Source organism: Streptomyces sp. MUSC 14 (assembly GCF_001866675.1).
Taxonomy (GTDB): domain Bacteria; phylum Actinomycetota; class Actinomycetes; order Streptomycetales; family Streptomycetaceae; genus Streptomyces.
Map to the genome: position 1 here is coordinate 186,991 of NZ_MLYN01000008.1, position 21,338 is coordinate 208,328.

The following is a 21,338-nucleotide window of genomic DNA, read 5'->3' on the forward strand; positions in this document are numbered from 1 at the left end:
CCCCGGAGGGAGACCCCCCGCCCGAACAGGAGCCGTACGGGGGCGCAGCCGTGCCGGAGGGCCGAGCGGGATGCTCTTCGGGCGGTGGACTGCGCCGTCCCCCGGGCTGTGAGAGGGGCCGACAGGTGACGAGCGCAGCGGAGCGGCGGGCACCGGCCGGGCAGCCGGCCCTCGGGACCGGGCAGCAGCCGGCCGGGCTGAACGGCGTCCGGCACGCCGCGGCGCCGGCCCCGGTGGTCTGGCCGGGCGCGCCGACCCCCCTCGGGGCCCGGTTCCGGACCGGCCCGGACGGGGTCACGGGCACCAACTTCGCGCTGTGGGCGGGCGGGGCGGAGGCGGTCCGGGTGTGCCTGTTCGACGAGGGCGGCCGCGAGACCCAGGTCCGGCTGACCGAGCTGACGCACGAGATCTGGCACGGTTTCGTGCCGGGTGTGATGCCGGGCCAGCGCTACGGCTACCGGGTGGACGGCCGCTGGGACCCGTGGACCGGCGCCCGCTGGAACCCGGCCAAGCTGCTGCTGGACCCGTACGCACGGGCGGTGGACGGCGAGTACTCCTCTTTCGGGTTGTCACCCGAGTTGTACGGGCACGTCCGGGACTGGCCCGAGCAGTACGTCGCCGACACCGTGCGTGACGAGCGGGACTCGGCGCCGTACGTGCCCAAGGGTGTCGTCGTGCACGATGACGACGACTGGTCCGACGACCGGCGGCCGAAGACCCCCTGGGCCGACTCCGTCCTCTACGAGCTGCACGTGCGCGGCTTCACCAAGCTGCACCCCGGCATCCCGGAGGAACTGCGCGGCACGTACGCCGGGTTGGCGCACCCGGCCGCGATAGAGCACCTCACCAGGCTGGGCGTGACGGCCGTGGAGCTGCTGCCCGTCCACCAGTTCGCGCACGAGGACCATCTGCTGCGCCGGGGCCTCGTCAACTACTGGGGCTACAACTCCATCGGCTACTTCGCCCCGCACGCCGGCTACGCGGCCACCGGGACGACGGGCCAGCAGGTCGGCGAGTTCAAGCGGATGGTGCGCGCGCTGCACGCGGCCGGCATCGAGGTGATCCTCGACGTGGTCTACAACCACACCGCCGAGGCAGGCGAGTTGGGGCCCACGCTCTCCCTGAAGGGCGTCGACAACCGCGGCTACTACCGGCTCCAGGCCGACGCCCGCCGCTACGCCGACTACACCGGCTGCGGCAACACGCTGCACGTCGTCCAGCCCCAGGTGCTGCGACTGATCACCGACTCGCTGCGCTACTGGGTGACCGAGATGGGCGTCGACGGCTTCCGCTTCGACCTCGCGGCGGCGCTGGCCCGCTCGATGCACGACGTGGACATGCTCTCCCCGTTCCTGGCGGTCATCGCGCAGGACCCGGTGCTGCACCGGGTGAAGCTGATCGCCGAGCCGTGGGACATCGGCTCGGGCGGCTACCAGGTCGGCGCCTTCCCGCCCCTGTGGACGGAGTGGAACGACCGCTACCGCGACGCGGTCCGGGACTTCTGGCGCCAGGCCCTGCCGGACGTACGGGAGATGGGCTACCGCCTGTCCGGCTCCAGCGACCTGTACGCCTGGGGCGGCCGCCGCCCGTACGCCTCGGTCAACTTCGTCACCGCGCACGACGGGTTCACGCTGCGCGACCTGGTGTCGTACGAACGCAAGCACAACGAGGGCAACGGCGAGGACAACCGCGACGGCACCGACGACAACCGTTCCTGGAACTGCGGCGCGGAGGGCGAGACGCGGGACGAGCGGATACGGTCGCTGCGCCGCCGCCAGCTCCGCAACCTCCTGACCACCCTGCTGCTGTCCACCGGTGTGCCGATGCTGGTCGCCGGCGACGAACTCGGCCGCACCCAGGGCGGCAACAACAACGCCTACTGCCAGGACAACGAGGTCGGCTGGCTCGACTGGTCGCTGACGGCCGAACCGGGCTGGCGGGCGCTGACCGACCTGACCGCCCGCCTGATCGCCCTGCGCCACCGGCACCCGGTGCTGCACCGCCGCGCCTTCTTCTCCGGCCGCGCGCACTCGGCGGACGGGCTGCGCGACCTCGCCTGGTTCACCCCGCGGGGCACGGAGATGACCGAGGCCGACTGGTACGCCCCCGCGGCCACGCTCGGCATGTACCTCTCCGGCCGCGACATCCCGGGCCGCGACGAGCGGGGGGCGCCGGTCGTGGACGACAGCTTCCTCGCGGTGCTGCACGCGGGCGGGGAACCGACCGGGTTCGTGCTGCCGGGCGCGCCGTGGGCGCAGCGGTACGAGGTGCTCGTGGACACCGACCGCGAGGACCAGGCGGAGCCGCCGGGCACGGTGCATCCGGCGGGGGCGCGGATCACGGTGCCGGGGCGGTGCGTGCTGCTGCTGAAGGTGGTCTGAGGGGCCGAAGGGCTGAGGGGGGCCTGAGCCGGTGTGCGGGCCGGCTCAGCCCAGGATGCCCCGGTCGTACCCCGTCGCCACCGCCGCCGCGCGGTCGTTGACGCCCAGCTTGGCGTACAGATGGGTGAGGTGGGTCTTCACCGTGGCCTCGCTGATGAACAGTTCGCGGGCGATCTCGCGGTTCGACGTGCCCTTGGCGACCAGGGCGAGGACCTCGCGTTCGCGGGCCGACAGCGGTTCGCCGGACGGGGCGCGGGGGGTGCGGACCGCGTGCACCAGGCGGGAGGCGACCGCCGGGGAGAGGACCGTACGGCCCTCGGCGGCGGCGCGCACGCCGGTGAACAGCTCGTCGCGCGGGGCGTCCTTCAGCAGGTAGCCGGTCGCGCCCGCCTCGATCGCGGGCAGGGTGTCGGAGTCGGTGTCGTAGGTGGTGAGGACCAGGACCTTGGCGCGGGCGCCCCGGCGGGTCAGCTCGCGGATCGCGTCGACGCCCGAGCCGCCCGGCATCCGCAGGTCCATCAGGATCACGTCCGGGTCCAGGGCGGCGGCCCGGGCCACCGCCTCGACGCCGTTCGCGGCCTCCCCGAGCACGCGGAAGCCCGGCGCCGACTCGAACATGCCGCGCAGGCCGTCGCGGACGACCGGGTGGTCGTCCACGATCAGCAGGGAAATCACGGTCTCAGCGGTCATCGCCGACCAACGGTACGCGAGCCGACACCGCCGTGCCGTGACCGGGCTCGGCCTCCACGGTCAGGGTGCCCGCGATGCGCTCGGCGCGGGCCCGCATGCCGTCCAGGCCGAAGCCGCCCGCGCCCGTGCGGGGCGGTACGGCGGCCGGGTCGAAGCCCGTGCCGTCGTCGCGGACGTCGAGGGTGACCTCGTCGCCCATGAAGGAGAGGGTGGCCCCGACCCGGGTCGCGCGGGCGTGCCGGGCCGCGTTGGACAGCGCCTCCTGGGCGATGCGCAGCAGCGTCGCCGAGACCTCGTCGTGCAGCTGCTCGGTGGTGCCGGTGACCGTGAACTCGGCCCGCACGCCGGTGCGTTCGCCCCATTCCGCGACCGTCTTCTTCAGCGCCTCGGGCAGTCCGCCGGCCATGAGCTCCACCGGCGCCAGGTTGTGCACCGACCGGCGGGCCTCGCCGAGGCTGTGCCGGGCCAGCGTGGAGGCGCGCTCCAGATGGGTGCGGGCGGTGGTCAGGTCGGGGGCGTTCGCGACGACCTGGAGCTGCGCGATGATCCCGGTCAGGCCCTGGGCGATGGTGTCGTGGATCTCGGCGGCGAGCCGGCGCCGCTCGTCGGCCACGCCCGCCTCCCGCGCCTGGACGAGGAGCTGGGCGTGCAGGGCGGCGTTCTCGTCGAGGGCCTGCTGCAGCGCCGTGTTGGTGCGCTCCAGCTCGGCGATGGTGTCGGCCTGGACTATGAGCCGGGCCTGCTCCTGCTCGGCGAACCGGGTGAACACGCTGACCATCCCCATGTTGACGCCCAGCACGAGGAAGAAGCCGAGCCACATGACCAGCCCGTGCGGCGGCCAGCCGCCCACCTCGCTGCCGGCCATGGTGACGGCGGTCAGGAAGAGTCCCGGCAGCACCAGCCGGCGCGGCAGCTCCCGGGCGGCGGTGTAGTAGCCGCTCACGGCGTAGAAGGCGAAGAACGGGTTGACCCAGGTCAGCACGAAGGCGATGGCCCAGCGCAGGAAGTAGAGGGACACACCCGTGCGGCTGGGGCCCGGCCGCCTGCGTTTCACCCTGCCCCAGTACAGCTGCAGCAGGACGGCCACGGGCACGAGGACCGTGCTGACGATCGTTCCGGGCCGGTCCATGCCGACCGGCCGGGCGGAGATCGCCGCCGCGACGACACCGGCGACCAGCAGCGCCCAGGGCCCCCAGGTGTCGAAGGAGGCCCGGGGTGGCTGCTGCACGGTGCTTGTCATGCCCCCAGTGTCCGGCACGGCCCGCTCACTCCCAGCGGAACCAGCGCGCGGCGGCGCCGGTGAGCAGCACCGTCCACGCCGCGAGCACCCCGAGGTGCCCCCAGGCCGGCCAGTCGCCGGAGGCGGCCTGGTCCAGGGCGCGGGCCGCCGCGCCGAACGGGGTCAGCTGGACCACCTGGGCCAGCGCGTGGGGCATGGACCGCACCGGGATCCACACGCCCGCGCTGAACATCATCGGGAAGAGCACCATCGACCCGATGGCGCCGGCGACCTTGGTCGTCCGGGAGAGCGCCGAGACGACGCTGCCGAGCGCGAGGGCGGACGCCGCCGCGAGCAGCAGGGCCAGCAGGTAGCCGGCCGGCTGCCGGGGCAGCGTCACGCCGAAGGCCGCCCGGCCGACCACGAGCGCGAGTACCGCCGAGGCCAGCGCGGCCACGCCCTGCACGACCATCTGTGCCGCCAGCAGCGCCGAGGGGCGCACGGGTGTGACGGACATGCGGCGCAGGATGCCGCGCTCCCGGTAGCCGGTGAGGACCTGCGGCAGCCCCTGCGCCCCGGACATGATCAGGGCGATCAGTACGGCGACGGGCACGTAGACGTCGACCGGCCGCAGCCCGCCCATCGACGCGTCGGCGTGCCGGAACGAGGGGATGGAGCCGAGGATCGCCAGCAGCAGCGAGGGGAACAGGAAGATCCAGAAGACGGTGGCCGGCTCCCGGCGCAGCAGCCGGAACTCGGTACGCAGCACGGCGGTGTTCACGCGGCTTCCTCCTCGGCGCGGCCTGCGGTCAGATCCAGGAACGCGTCGTCCAACGTGGCGTCGACGACCCGTAGTTGGCGGGCGGTGATGTGGTGACGGGCGAGCAGGGTGAGGACGGCGTTCACGGTCTCGTCGGTGCCGGACAGCGTGATCCGCCCGCCCTTGCACTCGACCGAGGCGAGCGCGGGCAGCGCGCCGAGCTCACGCTCGTCCAGCGGCGCGGACGGGGTGAAGCTGATGACCGTGGCACCCGCCGAGCGGCGGATGAGCCCGGAGGGGGTGTCCAGCGCGGCGATCCGCCCCCGGTCGATGACGGCGATCCGGTCGCACAGCCGCTGCGCCTCCTCCATGAAGTGGGTGACGAGCAGCACGGTGACCCCGCTCGCGCGGACCTCCTCGATCAGCTGCCAGGTGTCGCGCCGGGCGCGCGGGTCCAGGCCGGTGGTCAGCTCGTCCAGCACCACGACCCGGGGCCCGCCGACGAGCGCCAGCGCGATGAACAGCCGCTGCTGCTGGCCGCCGGACAGCTTGCCGAACCGGGTGCCCAACTTCTCCGTCAGGCCGAGGCGTTCGGCGAGGGGCCGCCAGTCGGCGGGGTGCGGGTAGAAGGCGGCGTACAGCTCCAGCGCCTCGCGCACGGTGAGCTTGGCCTGGAGTTCGCTCTGCTGGAGCTGGGCGCCGAGCACGCGCGCGACCTCCGCGTGGTCGGCGACGGGATCGTGGCCGAGGACCCGGACCCGGCCGCCGTCGGGGACCCGCAGACCCTCGACGCACTCCACGGTGGTGGTCTTGCCGGCGCCGTTGGGGCCGAGGATCCCGAAGATCTCGCCCTCCTCGACGGTGAGGGAGACGCCGTCGACCACGGCGCGGCCGCCGTACGACTTGCGCAGATCGGTGACTTCGATGACGGATGGCATGCTCCGAGCATTCCGGCCGGGCCCCCCGCGGCACATCGGCCGGCCCGCTCGAAGCCGCATCCGCCGATCGGTTGATGCCGCGGCCGATCGGCCGATGCGGCGGCGTACGACCCCGCGCCCCGGCCCGGGTCGTACGACCGGCGACGGAGCCGGGTCCGGCCGAAACTCGGTGGGCGATGTCAGTGCCGGTCCGTACGCTCGCGGTGATGCCCACGACACGTGCAACCACCGAGGACCGGTCCGCCGTCCGCACGCTGCTGCGGCTGTGGCCGTACGTACGCCCCGTGCGGGCACGGCTGTTCACGGCCGCCTTCGTCGCCGTCGTGGCCTCCTGTACGGGGCTGGTGATCCCGCTCGTCCCGAAGTGGACGGTCGACGGACCGGTCGCCGACCGTGACCCGGACGGGGTCCGGCTCGGTGCCCTGTACCTGTTCCTGCTGGGCGTCGCCGAGGCGCGAACGGGGGACGGATGATCGACGCGTACGAGGAACCGGGGGTGCCCGACACCCGCTGCGGCTGGCGGTATCTGTGGTGGCTGGTGTGGCGGCAGCGGGGGCGGTCGCTGGCCGGTGCCGCGCTGGCCAGCGTGTGGATGGTGCTGCTGGCGGCGCAGCCGTACATGATGGCGCGGGCCGTGGACGACGGGCTGGTGCCGGGGCGGCTGGGGGTGCTGGCCGCGTGGACGGGGGCGATGTTCGTGCTGGGCGCGGGCAACGCCTGGCTGAGCATCATGCGGCACCGCACGATGACCCGGGTGCGGATGGACGCCAACTTCCGCACGGTGAAGGCGGTCGTGGGGCATGTGGTGCGGCTCGGGGCCGCGCTGCCGCGCCGGGCGGGGGCCGGCGAGGTCGTGACCATCGGCGTCGGCGACGTACAGGTGATCGCGCAGTCGCTCACCGCCGTCGGGCCGGGCGTCGGCTCGGCCGTGGTGTACGCGGTGGTCGCCGGGCTGCTGTTCACCGTCTCGGCGCAGCTCGCCGCCGTCGTCCTGCTCGGGCTGCCGGTGCTCGCGCTGGTCACCGGGCCGCTGACGCTGCGCCTGCAGCACGCGGAGAGCGAGTACCGGGAGCGGCAGGGCGTGCTGACCGCCCGCATCGGGGACCTCGCGGGCGGTCTGCGCGTGCTCAACGGGCTGGGCGGGAAGTCGCTGTTCGCCGACGGGTTCCGCACGGACTCGCAGGCGCTGCGCGCGCAGGGGTACCGGGTGGGCGCGGTGGCCAGCTGGGTGCAGGCGCTCGGGGTGGGGCTGCCCACCCTGTTCCTCGCCGTCGTGACCTGGCTCGGCGCCCGGCTGACGGCCCAGGGGCACATCAGCATCGGCCAGTTGGTGTCGGTGTACGGCTATGTCGCCGTGCTGATCGGACCGGTGGCGTTCCTGGTGCAGATGGCCTACGAGCTGAACCGTGGCGTGGTGGCCGCGCGCCGGGTCGTACGGCTGCTGCGCCTCGCGCCGGACCCGGACGAGGGCACGCGGCCCGCGCCCGCCGGGCCGGCCGAGCTGCACGATCCGGTGTCCGGGGTGCGGATCGCGCCGGGCCGGCTGACCGCGCTGGCCGCCGCCCGGCCCGTCGAGGCGACCGCCGTCGTCGACCGGCTCGGCCGGTTCGGTCCGACCGACGCCACCTGGGGCGGGGTGCGGCTGGACGCGATCCCGCTGGCCGACGTACGCGCGCGTGTGCTGGTCGCCGACAACGAGGCCGACCTGTTCGCGGGGCCGCTGCGGGAGGTCGTGGCCGCCGAGGGCGTGGTCGGTGAGGAGGCGCTGCGGCGGGCGCTGTACGCCGCCGCGGCCGAGGACGTCGTACGCGGGCTGCCGGACGGGGCCGACTCGGCCGTCGCCGGGCAGGGCCGCAGCCTCTCCGGTGGCCAGCGCCAACGGGTGCGGCTGGTACGGGCGTTGCTGGCCGACCCCGAGGTGCTGCTCGCCGTGGAGCCGACCTCGGCGCTGGACGCGCACACGGAGGCGACGGTGGCCGAGCGGCTGCGGACGGCGCGCGAGGGCCGTACGACGGTGGTGACGTCGACGTCGCCGCTGGTGCTGGACCGCGCGGACACGGTGGTGTTCCTGGCCGACGGCAAGGTCGCGGCGCACGGCCCGCACCGGCGGCTGCTGGCCGAGGAGCCGGAGTACCGGGCCCTGGTCGCCCGAGACGTCGAGGACGCTGCGGACACCGCGGACACGGAAGAAGGGGTCGTACGGTGACGGCGGGCGCGGTGGGTGAGGGGCTGCTGCCGGTCGCGGACCGGGCGCGGGTGCGGCGGGCCGTGGTGCGGCTGGTGCGGGCCGACGGGCGGGCGTTCGCCGCCGCGGTGCTGCTCAACGCGCTGGCGGCCGGGGCGGGACTGGTCGGGCCGTGGCTGGTCGGACGCATCGTCGACGAGGTACGCGCCGGGCACGGGGTCGGGGCGGTGGACCGGCTCGCGCTGTGGATCCTGCTGTGTTCGTTCGCGCAGCTGCTGCTGGCCCGCTGGGCGCGGTACGTGGGCTACCGGTTCGGGGAGCGGATGCTGGCCCGGGTGCGCGAGGAGTACGTCGAGCGGGTGCTGGCGCTGCCCGCGTCCGTGGTGGAGCGGGCCGGGACGGGTGACCTGACGGCGCGGGGGACGGCGGACGTGGCGACCGTCGGCAGCACGCTGCGGGACGTCGGTCCGGAACTGCTGGTCAACTCCGTGCAGGCGCTGTTCGTGCTGGGCGCGGTGTTCGCGCTGGACCCGCTGTTCGGGGCGTTCGGGGCGCTCGGGCTGACCCCGATCTGGCTGTCGCTGCGCTGGTATCTGCGGCGGGCCCGGGACGGCTATCTCGCCGAGGGCGCGGCGACGTCCGAGGTGGCGGAGATCGTCGCCTCGACGGCGGCCGGGGCCCGCACGGTCGAGGCGTTCCGGCTGCGGCAGCGGCGGATCACGGCCGGCCGGGACGCGCTGGAGACGTCCCGCCGGACCCGCTTCTACACGCTGTTCCTGCGGACGGTGTTCTTCCCGGCGGTCGAGATCACGTACACCGTGCCCGTGGCGGGGATCCTGCTGCTGGGCGGCTGGCTGCACGAGCGGGGCTCGGTCGGGGTGGGCGCGGTGGTGGCGGCGGCGCTGTACCTGCGGCAGTTCACCGAGCCGCTGGACCAGATCCTGATGCGGGTGGAGCAACTGCAGAGCAGCGGCGCCTCGTTCGCACGCGTGGAGGGGCTGGCGCGGGCGCCCCGCGGCGACGCCGATGCAAGCTCGCCGGTGCCGGCGGACGACCGTGTCGACGTGCGGGGCGTGCGGTACGCCTACGAGCGCGGCGGCGAGGTGCTGCGCGGGGTGGACCTGACGGTGCGGCCCGGGGAGCGACTCGCGGTGGTGGGGCCCTCCGGGGCCGGCAAGACGACGCTGAGCCGGCTGCTCGCGGGCATCGACCGGCCCGGGTCCGGCGCGGTGACGGTGGGCGGGGTGCCGGTCGCCGATCTGGAGCCGGAGCTGCTGCGCCGCCAGGTGGTGCTGGTGACGCAGGAGCACCATGTGTTCCTCGGCACGGTCCGGGACAACCTCCTGATCGCCGAGCCGGAGGCCACGGACGACGACCTGTGGGCGGCGCTGGCGGCGGTGGGCGCCGACGCGTGGGTGCGCGACCTGCCGGCCGGCCTGGACACCCGGCTGGGTACGGGCGGCACGGCCACCGACGGCTCGCAGGCCCAGCAACTCGCCCTGGCTCGCGTGGTGTTGGCCGACCCGCACACCCTGATCCTGGACGAGGCGACGGCGCTGCTGGACCCCACCACGGCCCGCCACACCGAACGTGCCCTCGCCGCCGTTCTGGAGGGCCGTACGGTCATCGCCATCGCGCACCGACTGCACACCGCGCACGACGCCGACCGCGTGGCGGTCATGGAGGACGGCCGTCTCACGGAACTGGGCACGCACGAGGAGCTGGTGACGTCGGGCGGGGCGTACGCGGCGCTGTGGCGGACCTGGCACGGGGACGCCCGCTGAGGGACGCGTCCGGCCCAACGGTCCGCATACCGGATCTGAACATCCGGTCAACGGACCGTTTCCGGCCAAGTTTGTGACGCGGTCCTGACAGACGTACCCATCCCCTGCCACTCTTCCCTGGCCGACTCACAGCGACCCCACAACTGCACGCGCACGCACGCGAGTCGGCCCGCACGACCCCGCACCTCGTTTCGCGCACGTCCTGTTCTGCCCGGACGCCCCGACCTCCCGTCCGGTCTCCCCTGGCCGCGCGACCCGCGGCCACGCAGAAGGAGTCAGTGTTGAGACGCAATTCCTCTCGCGGACGCACCTCCCACACCCCGCAGTTCCGCACCGCGCACCGCCGTAGCGCCGCCCTCGCCCTCGCCGGTGTCGCCGCGCTGATCGCCGCCGCCGTCCAGACGGGCGCGGCCAGTGCCGCACCGGCGGCCGGCCCGCGGCCCGCCAAGGCGAACCCGGCGCACACGGCACTCAGGCTCTCGCCCTCGCAGCGCGCCGAGCTGCTGCGCGACGCCGATGCCACGAAGGCCGCGACGGCCCGCTCGATCGGCCTCGGCAGCCAGGAGAAGCTGGTCGTCAAGGACGTCGTGAAGGACGCCGACGGCACGCTGCACACCCGCTACGAGCGGACGTACGCAGGTCTGCCCGTCCTCGGCGGCGACCTGGTGGTGGACAGCACGTCCGGCAAGACCATGGACGTCATCCGGGCCACCGACGCGACGGTGCAGGTCCCCGGCCTCACCCCGAAGGTGTCCACGGCCGCGGCCGGGAAGCAGGCCGTGCAGCGGGCGAAGGCGCGCGGCGGCACGAAGTCGGCCGCCTCCAGCGTCCGCAAGGTGATCTGGGCCGCCACGGGCAGGCCCGTCCTCGCCTACGAGACGATCGTGGGCGGCCTCCAGGACGACGGCACCCCGAACCAGCTGCACGTCATCAGCGACGCCGTCACCGGCAAGAAGCTCTACGAGTACCAGGGCATCGAGACCGGCGTCGGCAACACCCGGTACAGCGGACAGGTGACGTTGTCGACGACCCAGTCGGGCTCGACGTACACGCTGACCGACGGGACGCGCGGCGGCCACAAGACGTACAACCTGGCCGGCGGCAGCGACGGCACCGGCACGCTGTTCTCGCAGAACAGCGACACCTGGGGCGACGGGACCACGTCGAACGCCGCCACCGCGGGCGCCGACGCGGCCTACGGCGCGCAGGAGACCTGGGACTTCTACAAGGACACCTTCGGCCGCAGCGGCATCAAGAACGACGGCGTCGGCGCCTACTCCCGCGTCCACTACGGCGATTCGTACGTGAACGCGTTCTGGGACGACAGCTGCTTCTGCATGACGTACGGCGACGGCCAGAACAACGCCGACCCGCTGACCGCGCTGGACGTGGCCGGCCACGAGATGAGCCACGGCGTCACCGCCAACACCGCGGGCCTCGACTACAGCGACGAGTCCGGCGGCCTGAACGAGGCCACCAGCGACATCATGGGCACCGGCGTGGAGTTCTACGCCAACAACCCCTCCGACCCCGGTGACTACCTCATCGGCGAGAAGATCAACATCAACGGCGACGGCACCCCGCTGCGCTACATGGACAAGCCCAGCAAGGACGGCAGTTCGGCCGACTCCTGGTACTCGGGCGTCGGCGGCCTCGACGTGCACTACTCGTCCGGCATCGCCAACCACTTCTTCTACCTCCTTTCGGAGGGCAGCGGCGCCAAGACGATCAACGGCGTGAACTACGACTCGCCGACGTCGGACGGGCTTCCGGTGACCGGAATCGGCCGGGACAAGGCGCTCCAGATCTGGTATCGGGCACTGACCACCAAGTTCACCTCCACCACGAACTACGCCGACGCCCGCACGGGCACGCTCGCGGCGGCCGGTGAGCTGTACGGCACCTCCAGCGCCGAGTACGCGGCGGTCGAGGACGCCTGGGCGGCCGTCAACGTCGGTTCGCGGTCCGGCGGCGGGGGCGGTGGCGGCACCGGCTCGACGTACGACAACCACACGCAGATGGCGATCCCGGACAACGGTCCCGCCATCACCTCGGCCATCACCGTCTCCGACCGCAGCGGGAACGCGCCGGGCAACCTCCAGGTGAACGTCGACATCACGCACACCTGGCGCGGCGACCTGGTCATCGACCTCGTCGGCCCGTCCGGCAAGACGTACCGGCTGAAGAACTTCAGCTCCTCCGACTCGGCCGACAACGTCAAGGCGACGTACACGGTGAACGCGGCGGCCGAAACGGCCGACGGGACATGGAAGTTGAAGGTGCAGGATCAGGCCAGTCAGGACACGGGCACGCTCAACGACTGGAAGCTGACCTTCCCGTAGGCCGCACGTCAGAGCCCTTGTGTCACGGCGCCGTCCGAGGGTGGACCACCCTCGGACGGCCCGGGTTCACACGCCTGAAATGTTTCCCCACTGGTCGTTTTTCAGCCAACATCACTTCAGGGTCCTGACATGTACGCGCCCTTGATGTCACTCTCTCTCCACCCGCCGCAGCAGCACAGCAACTTCACAACCCCACACAGCCGGGCCAGTAACCCCACGCTGCCCGGACTCCCCACCTGAAGGAGCTTTGAGTGAGCCCCCTCTACGCGCGTCACAAGCGCACCACTCTGGCCATCGCCACCGCTGTCGCCGCCGGAGCCCTGCTCTCCACCGGGCTGACCACCACCGCCTCCGCCCAGCCCACCACCCACCAGCTGGCCGCCGCCCCCGCCGCGCTGTCCACCACGGCCCGCGCCTCCCTGATGCAGAAGGCGCAGGACGACGCCGCCACGACCGCGCAGTCGATAGGCCTCGGCGCCAAGGAGAAGCTGGTCGTCAAGGACGTCGTCAAGGACGTCGACGGCACGGTCCACACCCGCTACGAGCGGACGTACGCCGGCCTCCCCGTCCTCGGCGGCGACCTGGTCGTCCACACCGCCAGGTCGGGCAGGACCGAGGGCGTCACCAAGGCGAACAAGGCGACCATCAAGGTGGCCTCGCTCACGCCGAAGATCACCCCTGCCAAGGCCGAGCAGCAGGCGGTCTCCGCCGCCAGAACGCTCGGCTCCGCCAAGTCCACCGCGGACGGCGCGCGCAAGGTGATCTGGGCGGCGAACGGCACGCCGGTCCTGGCCTACGAGACGATCGTGGGCGGCCTCCAGGACGACGGCACCCCGAACCAGCTGCACGTCATCACCGACGCCGCGACCGGCAAGAAGCTCTTCGAGTACCAGGGCATCGAGAACGCGACCGGCACCGGCAAGACGCTGTACTCGGGCACCGTCAGCCTGACCACGACCCAGTCGGGCTCGTCGTACAACCTGACCGACGCCTCACGCGGCGGCCACAAGACCTACAACCTGGCCCGCAAGACGTCCGGCACCGGCACCCTGGTCAGCAACTCGACCAACACGTTCGGCACCGGCACCGCCTCCACCTCCTCCAGCGACCAGACGGCCGCCGCCGACGCCGCCTACGGAGCGCAGGAGACCTGGGACTACTACAAGAACGTCTTCGGCCGCACCGGCATCAAGAACGACGGCAAGGCCGCCTACTCCCGCGTCCACTACGGCAGCTCGTACGTGAACGCCTTCTGGGACGACAGCTGCTTCTGCATGACCTACGGCGACGGCGAAGGCAATGCCGACCCGCTGACCTCGCTCGACGTGGCCGGCCACGAGATGACCCACGGCGTCACCGCCAACACCGCCGGCCTCGACTACAGCGGCGAGTCCGGTGGCCTGAACGAAGCGACCTCCGACATTCTCGGCGGCGTCGGCGTGGAGTTCTACGCCAACAACCCCTCCGACCCCGGTGACTACCTCATCGGCGAGAAGATCAACATCAACGGCGACGGCACCCCGCTGCGCTACATGGACAAGCCCAGCAAGGACGGCTCCTCGGCGGACAGCTGGTCCTCCTCGGTCGGCGGCCTGGACGTCCACTACTCCTCCGGCGTGGCCAACCACTTCTTCTACCTCCTCTCGGAGGGCAGCGGCGCCAAGACGATCAACGGGGTCTCGTACGACTCCCCGACCTCCAACGGCTCCAAGGTCACCGGCATCGGCCGGGACAAGGCGCTCCAGATCTGGTACAAGGCGCTGACCACGTACTTCACCTCGACCACGAACTACAAGGCGGCCCGCACGGGCACCCTGAGCGCGGCCAAGGACCTGTACGGCTCCGGCAGCACCGAGTACAACGCGGTGGCCGCGGCCTGGTCGGCGGTCAACGTCAACTGAACCAGCCGTAGTTGTGCTTCGGGCGGCACCCGGTGGGAGAACCCCCCGGGTGCCGCCTACGCTTGTGACCCATGTCCTCGGCGCCCTTCACCTACGAGCCCGTCGGCGCGACCCGCGACGACCTGACGTACTGCCCGCCCGGCTTCCACCCCCTCTTCGTACGCACCCGCCTCGGCGAGGGCACAAAGCTCTTCGAACGGGCGGCCGAAGCGGTCCTCACCTGGGAGATGCACCGCGCGATGGGCGTGGGCATCGACGCCGCCGCCGACCGCGCCGCCCCCGGCGTGGACGTCACCGTCACCCTGGCCGGCCTCCTGAAAGCCCCCTGCCGCATCATCTGGACGACCGAGGAACCCCGCCGCGCCGGCTGGGCCTACGGCACCCTCGAAGACCACCCCGAATGCGGCGAGGAAGCCTTCCTCGTCGACCGCACCGGCGACGGCACGGTCTGGCTGACCGTGGCCGCCTTCAGCAAACCCGCCAAGTGGTACGCGAAGGCCGGCGGCCCGGCGACCAGGGGCTTGCAGCACGCGTACGCACGGCGGTGCGGGGCGGTGCTGAAGAAATTGTGCGCGGGGTTGTCGGAGGAGTAACCGGCAGCGCCGTCAGCATGGGGGAGGGTGGTCCGTCGTGAGCCATTGGCAGATCTGGGCCACCGGCGGCTCCGACGAGATCCGGTCGGACCCGTCAGGGCCGGCCCGAATCCGCCAATCGCCGAGGCGGCGTAACGCCTCATGCGGTAAACACACCATCACGCCACACCGAGCTCGCACCACACGTATTTCCCCCGATCCCCGAACCGGGCTGACGGCTGCCATCCCCACACCTGCGCGCAGGCCGACACCAGTCCCAGCCCCCTCCCGCTCTCCGACTCCCCCACCTCCTCCAGCACCGACGGCGGGTCGGGCGGCGCCGGGTCCGTGTCCCACGCTCCGATCCACACGACGCCCTCCGGGGCGCGGCGGACCCTGAGCGCGGCGGGGCCCTTCGTGTGGCGTACGGCGTTCGACACCAGTTCCGCGGCAAGGAGTTCGGCGGTGTCCAGCAGGGCGATCAGGCCGTGCAGGGTCAGGATCAGGCGCAGGGTGCGGCGGCACACCGTGACGGCTCTGGGGTCGTTGGGGATGTAGAGGGTGTAGTCCCAGGTTTCGGGCATGCGTCATCAACTCCAGGGGGTGAGGTGGATTTCGCGCGCAGGGTGGCAACGCCGCGGCACGCGGTGCACTTCCGCTGCGTGTGCGGTACGTCACCGACGGTAGATCTAAATCTAGGGACGCAGCAAGCCCGTCGCGTAATCTGACGCCGAACGAGTCACGCCCGCGGGCGTGGGAGGAGGGCCGTCGATGGTCAAGAGGCGTGAACCAACGGCGCGCCAGACGCGGCTGGCAACGGAGTTGCGCAGGCTCCGCGAGGCCGCCGGCCTCAACTCCCGCCAGGCTGCGGCGCTGCTCGGCGTGGCCCCCGCCCAGATCACACATATCGAGTCCGCACTCGCGGGTGTGAGCGAGCAGCGCCTGCGTCGCCTCGCCTCTCACTACGCCTGCACCGATGAGGAGTTCATCGACGCCCTGGTGACCATGGCGACCGATCGGACGCACGGCTGGTGGGAGGAGTACCGGGGCCTGCTGCCCACGTCGTTCCTCGACCTGTCCGAGCTGGAGCACCACGCCCGGTTCCTCCGCCATGTGGCGATCCTGTACGTGCCGGGGCTCCTCCAGACCGAGGACTACTCGCGTGCCGTCTTCTCCTCCAGGCTTCCGGAACTGACCAGTGAAGAGCTTGAGTTGCGCATCCGGCATCGCAGGGCCCGCCAGCAGTTCACCGTCCCGTACGAAGCGGTGATCCACGAAGCGGCGCTGCGTATCAGAGTCGGCGACCGGGCGACCTCCAAGGCCCAGTTGGTCCGACTCCTCGAACACTCCGCAGCGGACCACATCACCGTGCGTGTCATCCCCTTCGACCTGGACGGCTTCGCCAGCGCCTCCAGCACCATGACCTACGTGGGCGGCCCTCTGCCCAAGCTGGACACGGTGGTTCGCGACGCGCTGCACGGCTCGGCCTTCATCGATTCCGAGGCCCAGCTCCACACCTACCGAACGAGTTTCCGTATGGTGGAGACCGCGTCACTCGACCCCGAACAGTCGCGGGAACTCATCCACCGACTGGCGAAGGAGCTATGAGGAACCCCTATGGACAGCTGGCGGAAGTCGTCCCACTCGGGACCGGGCGACGGCAACGAGTGCGTGGAGATCGCGACCACCGCCTCCCACATAGCCATCCGCGACTCCAAAGCCCCCACCCGCGCCACCCTCACCTTCCCCCCCACCGCCTTCGCCCCCTTCGTCGACGCCCTGAAGGACCCGCATGTGCATCTCGGCCGGTGACGCGGCCTTCTCCGGGACCGTTCTCTACTGCGGGCGGCAGCGGCATCCCGAGGACGGCGGTCTGATCCATGTCCTCGGATACCAGAACACCGCCGAGAACCTGGCCGGCGGGCCGAACGCCATGCTGCTGCATCTGCCCACTCGGCACCTGACGCCCGAGCAGTTCATCTCTGTCGGGAGCGACGACGACGTGCTGCGGCGGATGGTCGACGCCGTCGCTCCGCCGGAGGTCGAGACCGACGGCATGGACTGGATGGACGCCGGACCGGAACCGGTCGTGCGGGTCTTCGAGCACGACGTCTACACCGTGCTGCTCGCCGATGACCCCGGCCTGATCCCCGCCGCACTCCACCGCGTGCCCTGGAAACGGCGGCCGCGGCTCAAGCCGGAGCTCCTGACGTTCTACGCCGAGCGCTTCCCCGACCACGCCATCGCACTCTGCTGCTTCGACAACGCCGACGCCAAGCGGGCCAAGCCGCTCCTCGTCTGGTATCAGCCCCATGATCCCGACCGGTTGACCGTGCCCGCCCTCGACAGCCACACCGGAGGTGCACCGGACCTCGATGCCGACGTCCCCGTCGATCACTGGGTGCTGTTCTCCAGCGACGAGGCACCGTCGGACGGCTGGGGCGCGCCCGTCGCACACCCGGAACGGATGCGGCACCGCCTTCGGAGCTTTCTGCCCGACCGCGTCGTGGGGCGGTACTACGGCGACGGGCAGACGCTCAGGAACGGAGACTTCGGCATCCGGCACCATGATCTGCTCGCAGGTGATCTCGATCGCGTCGAGCGGCGGCGGCCATAGTCCAGCGATGACCACGACCGCCCCCGCCCCCGTACCGACCCGGCACCGACGCGCGCTGCTCGTCCCGCTGCTGGCGGCCGTCTCGGCCGGCCTGCTCGTCGCACACCTGGCCTTCAGCTCCGACACGTACCGGAACTGCACGTACCTGGGCCCCTCGACGCGTATGTACGTCACCTCGTGGGCCGGTCTCGCCTGCGCCCTCGGTGCCCTGCTGGCGTTCGCCACGCTCCCCCGCACCGAACGGCGCGGGCTCGCGCTGGTGTCCGCCGTGCTCGGCCTGCTGTTGACGCTCGGACTGCTCGCGACCGTCCACTGGCTGTACGCCCCGGACCCGGCCGGCGGGGACGGCTGCTCCGGCCTGCACCTGCTCGTGCCGTAGCGCGGAACAGCCCTCCCCGGCCGGACACCTACCGCAACAACACCCCCGCCCCCTCCCCCACATCCCCCGCCGGCGTCGCCACCAGGCCCGGCTCCGCGGCCGAGGCCAGCAAGCGGTGCGTGGGCAGGATGCGGACCGTGTAGCCGTAGGGGCCCGTGCGGTCCAGGGAGAGGGGGCCTTCGTACAGCAGCCGGCCCTCCAGGTCCGGGGCTCCCGTCGGTTTCAGGGCGACGACCGTGGCGTCCGTGATGTGGTCCTCGGCGTCCACCCGGCCGGAGACCGCCTGGACCTCCACGTCGTCCGGACTCAGCTCGCCCAGGGCGACCCGCACCCGCAGGCCCACGGTCGTGCCCAGTTCCGCCGTGGCCGTCGTCGCCGTCGCCTCGACGTGGTCGACGCTCACCTCGGGCCAGGCCGCCCGCACCCGGGCCTTCCAGGTGGCCAGTTCGCTCGCCGTGTCCGGGGTGAGCGCGCGGTGGGCCTGGGCGGCGGGGGCGTAGAGGCGCTCGACGTATTCACGGACCATGCGGCCGGCCAGTACCTTCGGGCCCAGCAGGGTGAGGGTCTGGCGGACCATCTGGATCCAGCGGTCGGGGAGGCCGGCGCGGCCGCGTTCGTAGAAGCGGGGGGTGACCCGCTGTTCGAGGAGGTCGTAGAGCGCCGCCGCCTCGATGTCGTCGCGGCGGTCGGGGTCCATGCCGGCGCCGTCCGCCGTCGGGATGGCCCAGCCGAAGTCCGGCTGGAACCATTCGTCCCACCAGCCGTCGAGCACGGAGAGGTTGAGGCAGCCGTTCAGCGCCGCCTTCATGCCGGAGGTACCACAGGCCTCCAGGGGGCGCAGGGGGTTGTTCAGCCAGATGTCGCAGCCGGGGTAGAGCTTCTGCGCCATCGCCATGCCGTAGTCGGGGAGGAAGACGATGCGGTGGCGCACGCGCGGGTCGTCGGCGAAGCGGACCAGTTCCTGGACGAGGCGCTTGCCGCTGTCGTCGGCCGGGTGGGCCTTGCCCGCGACGACGATCTGGATCGGGTGGTCCGCATGCAGCAACAGCTCCATCAGGCGGTCGCGGTCGCGGAGCATCAGGGTCAGACGCTTGTAGGACGGGACCCGGCGCGCGAAGCCGATCGTGAGGACGTCAGGGTCCAGTACCCCTTCGATCCAGCCCAACTCGGCGTTTCCGGCGCCCCGTTGGCGCCATGACGCGCGCAGCCGCTCGCGTACCTCCAGCACCAGCTGTTCGCGCAGGGTGCGGCGCAGCTCCCAGATCTCCTGGTCCGGGATGTCGGCGACGGAGTCCCAGCGGTCCGAGCCGCCCACCGTCAGCGCGTCCTCGGCCCGCTGGGCGCCGACCTCGCGGGCGCCGAGGCGCAGCACCTCCGGCGCCACCCAGGTCGGCGCGTGCACGCCGTTGGTCACCGAGGTGATCGGCACCTCGTCCGAGTCGAATCCCGGCCACAGGCCCGCGAACATCTCCCGGCTGACCTGTCCGTGCAGCAGGGAGACCCCGTTGGCCCGCTGGGCCAGTCTGAGCCCCATCACGGCCATGTTGAACAGGTTCGGCTCGCCGCCCGGGTACGTCTCCATGCCCAGCGCCAGGATCCGCTGCACGTCGATGCCGGGCAGCTCGGCGTCCGCGCCGAAGTGCCGGGCGACCAGCTCCCGGTCGAAGCGGTCGATGCCGGCCGGGACGGGGGTGTGGGTGGTGAAGACCGTACCGCCGCGCACGGCCTCCAGCGCGGAGTCGAAGTCCAGCCCGCCCGAGCACAGTTCGGCGATCCGCTCCAGGCCGAGGAAGCCCGCGTGCCCCTCGTTGGTGTGGAAGACCTCCGGCTCCGGGTGCCCGGTGAGCCGGCAGTACGTCCGCACCGCCCGCACACCTCCTATGCCGAGCAGCATCTCCTGGAGCAGCCGGTGCTCGCTGCCGCCGCCGTAGAGCCGGTCGGTCACCCCGCGTTCGCCGAGGTCGTTCTCCTCGACATCCGAGTCGAGCATCAGCAGCGGCACCCGGCCCACCTGGGCGAGCCAGATCCGGGCGTGCAGCGCCCTGCCGCCGGGCAGCGCGAGCGTGAGCCGCGCGGGGGTGCCGTCGGGCTCCTTGAGCTGGGTGAGGGGCAGTTCGTTGGGGTCGAGCACCGGGTAGTGCTCCTGCTGCCAGCCGTCGCGGGACAGGGTCTGGCGGAAGTAGCCGTGCCGGTAGAGGAGACCGACACCGATCAGGGGTACGCCCAGGTCGCTGGCGGCCTTGAGATGGTCGCCGGCGAGGATGCCGAGGCCGCCGGAGTACTGGGGCAGCGCTGCCGTGATGCCGAACTCCGGGGAGAAGTAGGCGACGGCGGCGGGCAGCCCGTCCGCCTGCGCCTGGTACCAGCGCTCCCCGGTCAGATAGTCGTCGAGGTCGTCGGCCACGGCGGTCAGCCGGCGCAGGAACCGCCGGTCCCCGGCCAGCTGCGCCAGCCGGGCCGGGCGTACCCGGCCGAGCAGCCGTACCGGATCGGCCTGGGCGGCGGCCCAGGCCTCCGGGTCGACGGACTGGAACAGGTCGCGCGTTTCCGCGTGCCAGGACCAGCGCAGATTCCGCGCCAGGTCACTCAGCGGCCGGAGGGGGTCGGGGAGAACGGGACGGACGGTGAACCGACGGATCGCCTTCACATTCCACCTCGGACGCGTTGCGGGGAGGGAGACGTACGGCGGTGTACGTCTCGTCGTCACTGTCGACGGTAGTGGTTACCGGGTGGTCGGTGGGGACGTGCCGGACGGGGTGTCGGGGCGTGCGGGAGCGGTCGCGGGGCACCCGGGAAAAAGAGGTCGGTCCTACGGGTGGACATACGCGCGAGTAGTTAACAAAGTGCCGGATTGCCCACCCGAGAAGGATGGGAAGGCTCCTGCGGTACACACCCCACAGGCGCACCACAGCACCTCGCAGGACCCACCTCCCCACATACCTCCGCCCACACCCACGTTGACGCGGACAGGAGCGGTCATGCCCGCCACGCACCAGTCGTCAGGACCTCCGTCGAACAGCAAGGCGCCGGCCCAAAAGCCGGTGAAGCCCGTGAAGCCCCGCGCCGGGAAGCCCTCTCCACCGCCGCCGTTCACCGCCCTGGGCCGTATCCCCGTCCTCGACGTACGCCCCGTGGTCCAGCACGGGCGCAGGCCCGCCAAAGCGGTGACCGGTGAGTCGTTCGAGGTGTCGGCCACCGTCTTCCGCGAGGGGCACGACGCCGTCGCGGCGAACGTGGTGCTGCGCGGTCCGAAGGGGCGGCGCGGCCCGTGGACCCCGATGCGGGAGCTCGCGCCGGGCACCGACCGCTGGGGTGCCACCGTCACCGCCGGCGCGCCCGGCCGCTGGACGTACACCGTGGAGGCCTGGTCGGACCCCCTGGCCACCTGGCGCCACCACGCGGGCGTCAAGATCCCGGCCGGTGTCGACACCGTCCTGGTCCTGGAGGAGGGCGCCCGGCTGTACGAACGTGCCGCCGACGGCGTCCCGAAGGCCGACCGCCGGCTCGTGCGGAAGGCGGCGGCGGCCCTGCGCGACGACTCCCTGTCGGTGCGGGCCCGGCTGGCGCCGG

The 21,338-nt window shown here is 72.3% G+C and carries 17 protein-coding genes and 1 pseudogene; 12 read left to right on the forward strand and 6 right to left on the reverse strand.

What is annotated here, in order from left to right; all coding sequences use genetic code 11:
- The first annotated feature begins 125 nt into the window (after positions 1-125).
- Entirely contained in the window at positions 126-2,381 is a 2,256-nt protein-coding gene (gene glgX, locus BIV25_RS04445; RefSeq protein WP_177235152.1) for a glycogen debranching protein GlgX, read from the forward strand.
- A 45-nt stretch (positions 2,382-2,426) separates the two neighbouring features.
- Here the strand turns inward: glgX and BIV25_RS04450 are convergent, their stop codons facing one another.
- The 4 genes from BIV25_RS04450 to BIV25_RS04465 are packed head-to-tail and all read right to left on the reverse strand — an operon-like array spanning position 2,427 to position 5,988.
- A complete protein-coding gene (locus tag BIV25_RS04450) occupies positions 2,427-3,071 on the reverse strand; it encodes a response regulator transcription factor (RefSeq protein WP_071370789.1) in 645 nt (214 codons plus the stop codon).
- Positions 3,061-4,311 (reverse strand): sensor histidine kinase, encoded by a 1,251-nt coding sequence (locus BIV25_RS04455; protein WP_071370790.1) that lies wholly within the window; start codon positions 4,309-4,311, stop codon positions 3,061-3,063. The genes BIV25_RS04450 and BIV25_RS04455 overlap by 11 nt, the downstream gene beginning before the upstream one ends.
- 25 nt (positions 4,312-4,336) lie before the next feature.
- Positions 4,337-5,071, reverse strand: a complete 735-nt coding sequence (locus tag BIV25_RS04460; RefSeq protein WP_071370791.1) for an ABC transporter permease — start codon at positions 5,069-5,071, stop codon at positions 4,337-4,339.
- Positions 5,068-5,988 carry an ABC transporter ATP-binding protein gene (locus tag BIV25_RS04465; protein WP_071370792.1) on the reverse strand — a complete coding sequence of 307 codons (921 nt, stop codon included), beginning with the start codon at positions 5,986-5,988 and terminating at the stop codon, positions 5,068-5,070. Before BIV25_RS04465 ends, BIV25_RS04460 begins: the two co-directional genes overlap by 4 nt.
- Before the next feature lie 206 nt (positions 5,989-6,194).
- Here BIV25_RS04465 and BIV25_RS04470 point away from each other — a divergent pair.
- From BIV25_RS04470 to BIV25_RS04495, 6 genes and pseudogenes are all read left to right on the forward strand, one after another.
- Positions 6,195-6,443: pseudogene (locus BIV25_RS04470) on the forward strand (ABC transporter ATP-binding protein); the annotation flags it as partial.
- A 14-nt stretch (positions 6,444-6,457) separates the two neighbouring features.
- Positions 6,458-8,194, forward strand: coding sequence for an ABC transporter ATP-binding protein (locus BIV25_RS04475; RefSeq protein WP_071370794.1), 1,737 nt, complete (start codon positions 6,458-6,460; stop codon positions 8,192-8,194).
- A gap of 11 nt (positions 8,195-8,205) precedes the next feature.
- Complete coding sequence (locus tag BIV25_RS04480; RefSeq protein ID WP_071370819.1) at positions 8,206-9,957, forward strand: ABC transporter ATP-binding protein; 1,752 nt, start codon at positions 8,206-8,208, stop codon at positions 9,955-9,957.
- A gap of 281 nt (positions 9,958-10,238) precedes the next feature.
- Positions 10,239-12,299 carry a M4 family metallopeptidase gene (locus BIV25_RS04485; protein WP_071370795.1) on the forward strand — a complete coding sequence of 687 codons (2,061 nt, stop codon included), beginning with the start codon at positions 10,239-10,241 and terminating at the stop codon, positions 12,297-12,299.
- Positions 12,300-12,550: 251 nt separating this feature from the next.
- Positions 12,551-14,200 carry a M4 family metallopeptidase gene (locus BIV25_RS04490; RefSeq protein WP_071370796.1) on the forward strand — a complete coding sequence of 550 codons (1,650 nt, stop codon included), beginning with the start codon at positions 12,551-12,553 and terminating at the stop codon, positions 14,198-14,200.
- A gap of 71 nt (positions 14,201-14,271) precedes the next feature.
- Entirely contained in the window at positions 14,272-14,793 is a 522-nt protein-coding gene (locus BIV25_RS04495) for a DUF1990 domain-containing protein (protein WP_071370797.1), read from the forward strand.
- Positions 14,794-14,951: 158 nt separating this feature from the next.
- On the opposite strand, the gene BIV25_RS51985 is transcribed toward BIV25_RS04495, so the two are convergent.
- Entirely contained in the window at positions 14,952-15,356 is a 405-nt protein-coding gene (locus BIV25_RS51985; protein ID WP_071370798.1) for an ATP-binding protein, read from the reverse strand.
- Between the two features lie 187 nt (positions 15,357-15,543).
- On the opposite strand from BIV25_RS51985, the gene BIV25_RS04505 reads away from it, so the two are divergent.
- Genes BIV25_RS04505 through BIV25_RS04520 form a run of 4 tightly spaced genes read left to right on the forward strand, consistent with a single transcriptional unit; the run spans position 15,544 to position 17,768 of the window.
- Positions 15,544-16,380 (forward strand): helix-turn-helix transcriptional regulator, encoded by an 837-nt coding sequence (locus tag BIV25_RS04505; RefSeq protein ID WP_071370799.1) that lies wholly within the window; start codon positions 15,544-15,546, stop codon positions 16,378-16,380.
- 9 nt (positions 16,381-16,389) lie between these two features.
- Positions 16,390-16,584 (forward strand): DUF397 domain-containing protein, encoded by a 195-nt coding sequence (locus BIV25_RS04510; RefSeq protein ID WP_071370800.1) that lies wholly within the window; start codon positions 16,390-16,392, stop codon positions 16,582-16,584.
- Positions 16,565-17,389: a hypothetical protein gene (locus BIV25_RS04515; protein ID WP_071370801.1), complete on the forward strand. Its 825-nt coding sequence runs from the start codon at positions 16,565-16,567 to the stop codon at positions 17,387-17,389. The genes BIV25_RS04510 and BIV25_RS04515 overlap by 20 nt, the downstream gene beginning before the upstream one ends.
- Positions 17,390-17,396: 7 nt before the next feature.
- The gene (locus BIV25_RS04520) at positions 17,397-17,768 is read left to right on the forward strand and encodes a hypothetical protein (protein ID WP_071370802.1); all 372 of its coding nucleotides are present in this window, start codon (positions 17,397-17,399) and stop codon (positions 17,766-17,768) included.
- 28 nt (positions 17,769-17,796) lie between these two features.
- Here BIV25_RS04520 and BIV25_RS04525 read toward each other — a convergent pair whose 3' ends face one another.
- Entirely contained in the window at positions 17,797-20,415 is a 2,619-nt protein-coding gene (locus BIV25_RS04525; protein WP_071370803.1) for a glycosyltransferase family 1 protein, read from the reverse strand.
- 331 nt (positions 20,416-20,746) lie between these two features.
- On the opposite strand from BIV25_RS04525, the gene BIV25_RS04530 reads away from it, so the two are divergent.
- A partial coding sequence (locus tag BIV25_RS04530; RefSeq protein ID WP_143076582.1) for a maltotransferase domain-containing protein occupies positions 20,747-21,338 on the forward strand: 592 nt, incomplete at its 3' end.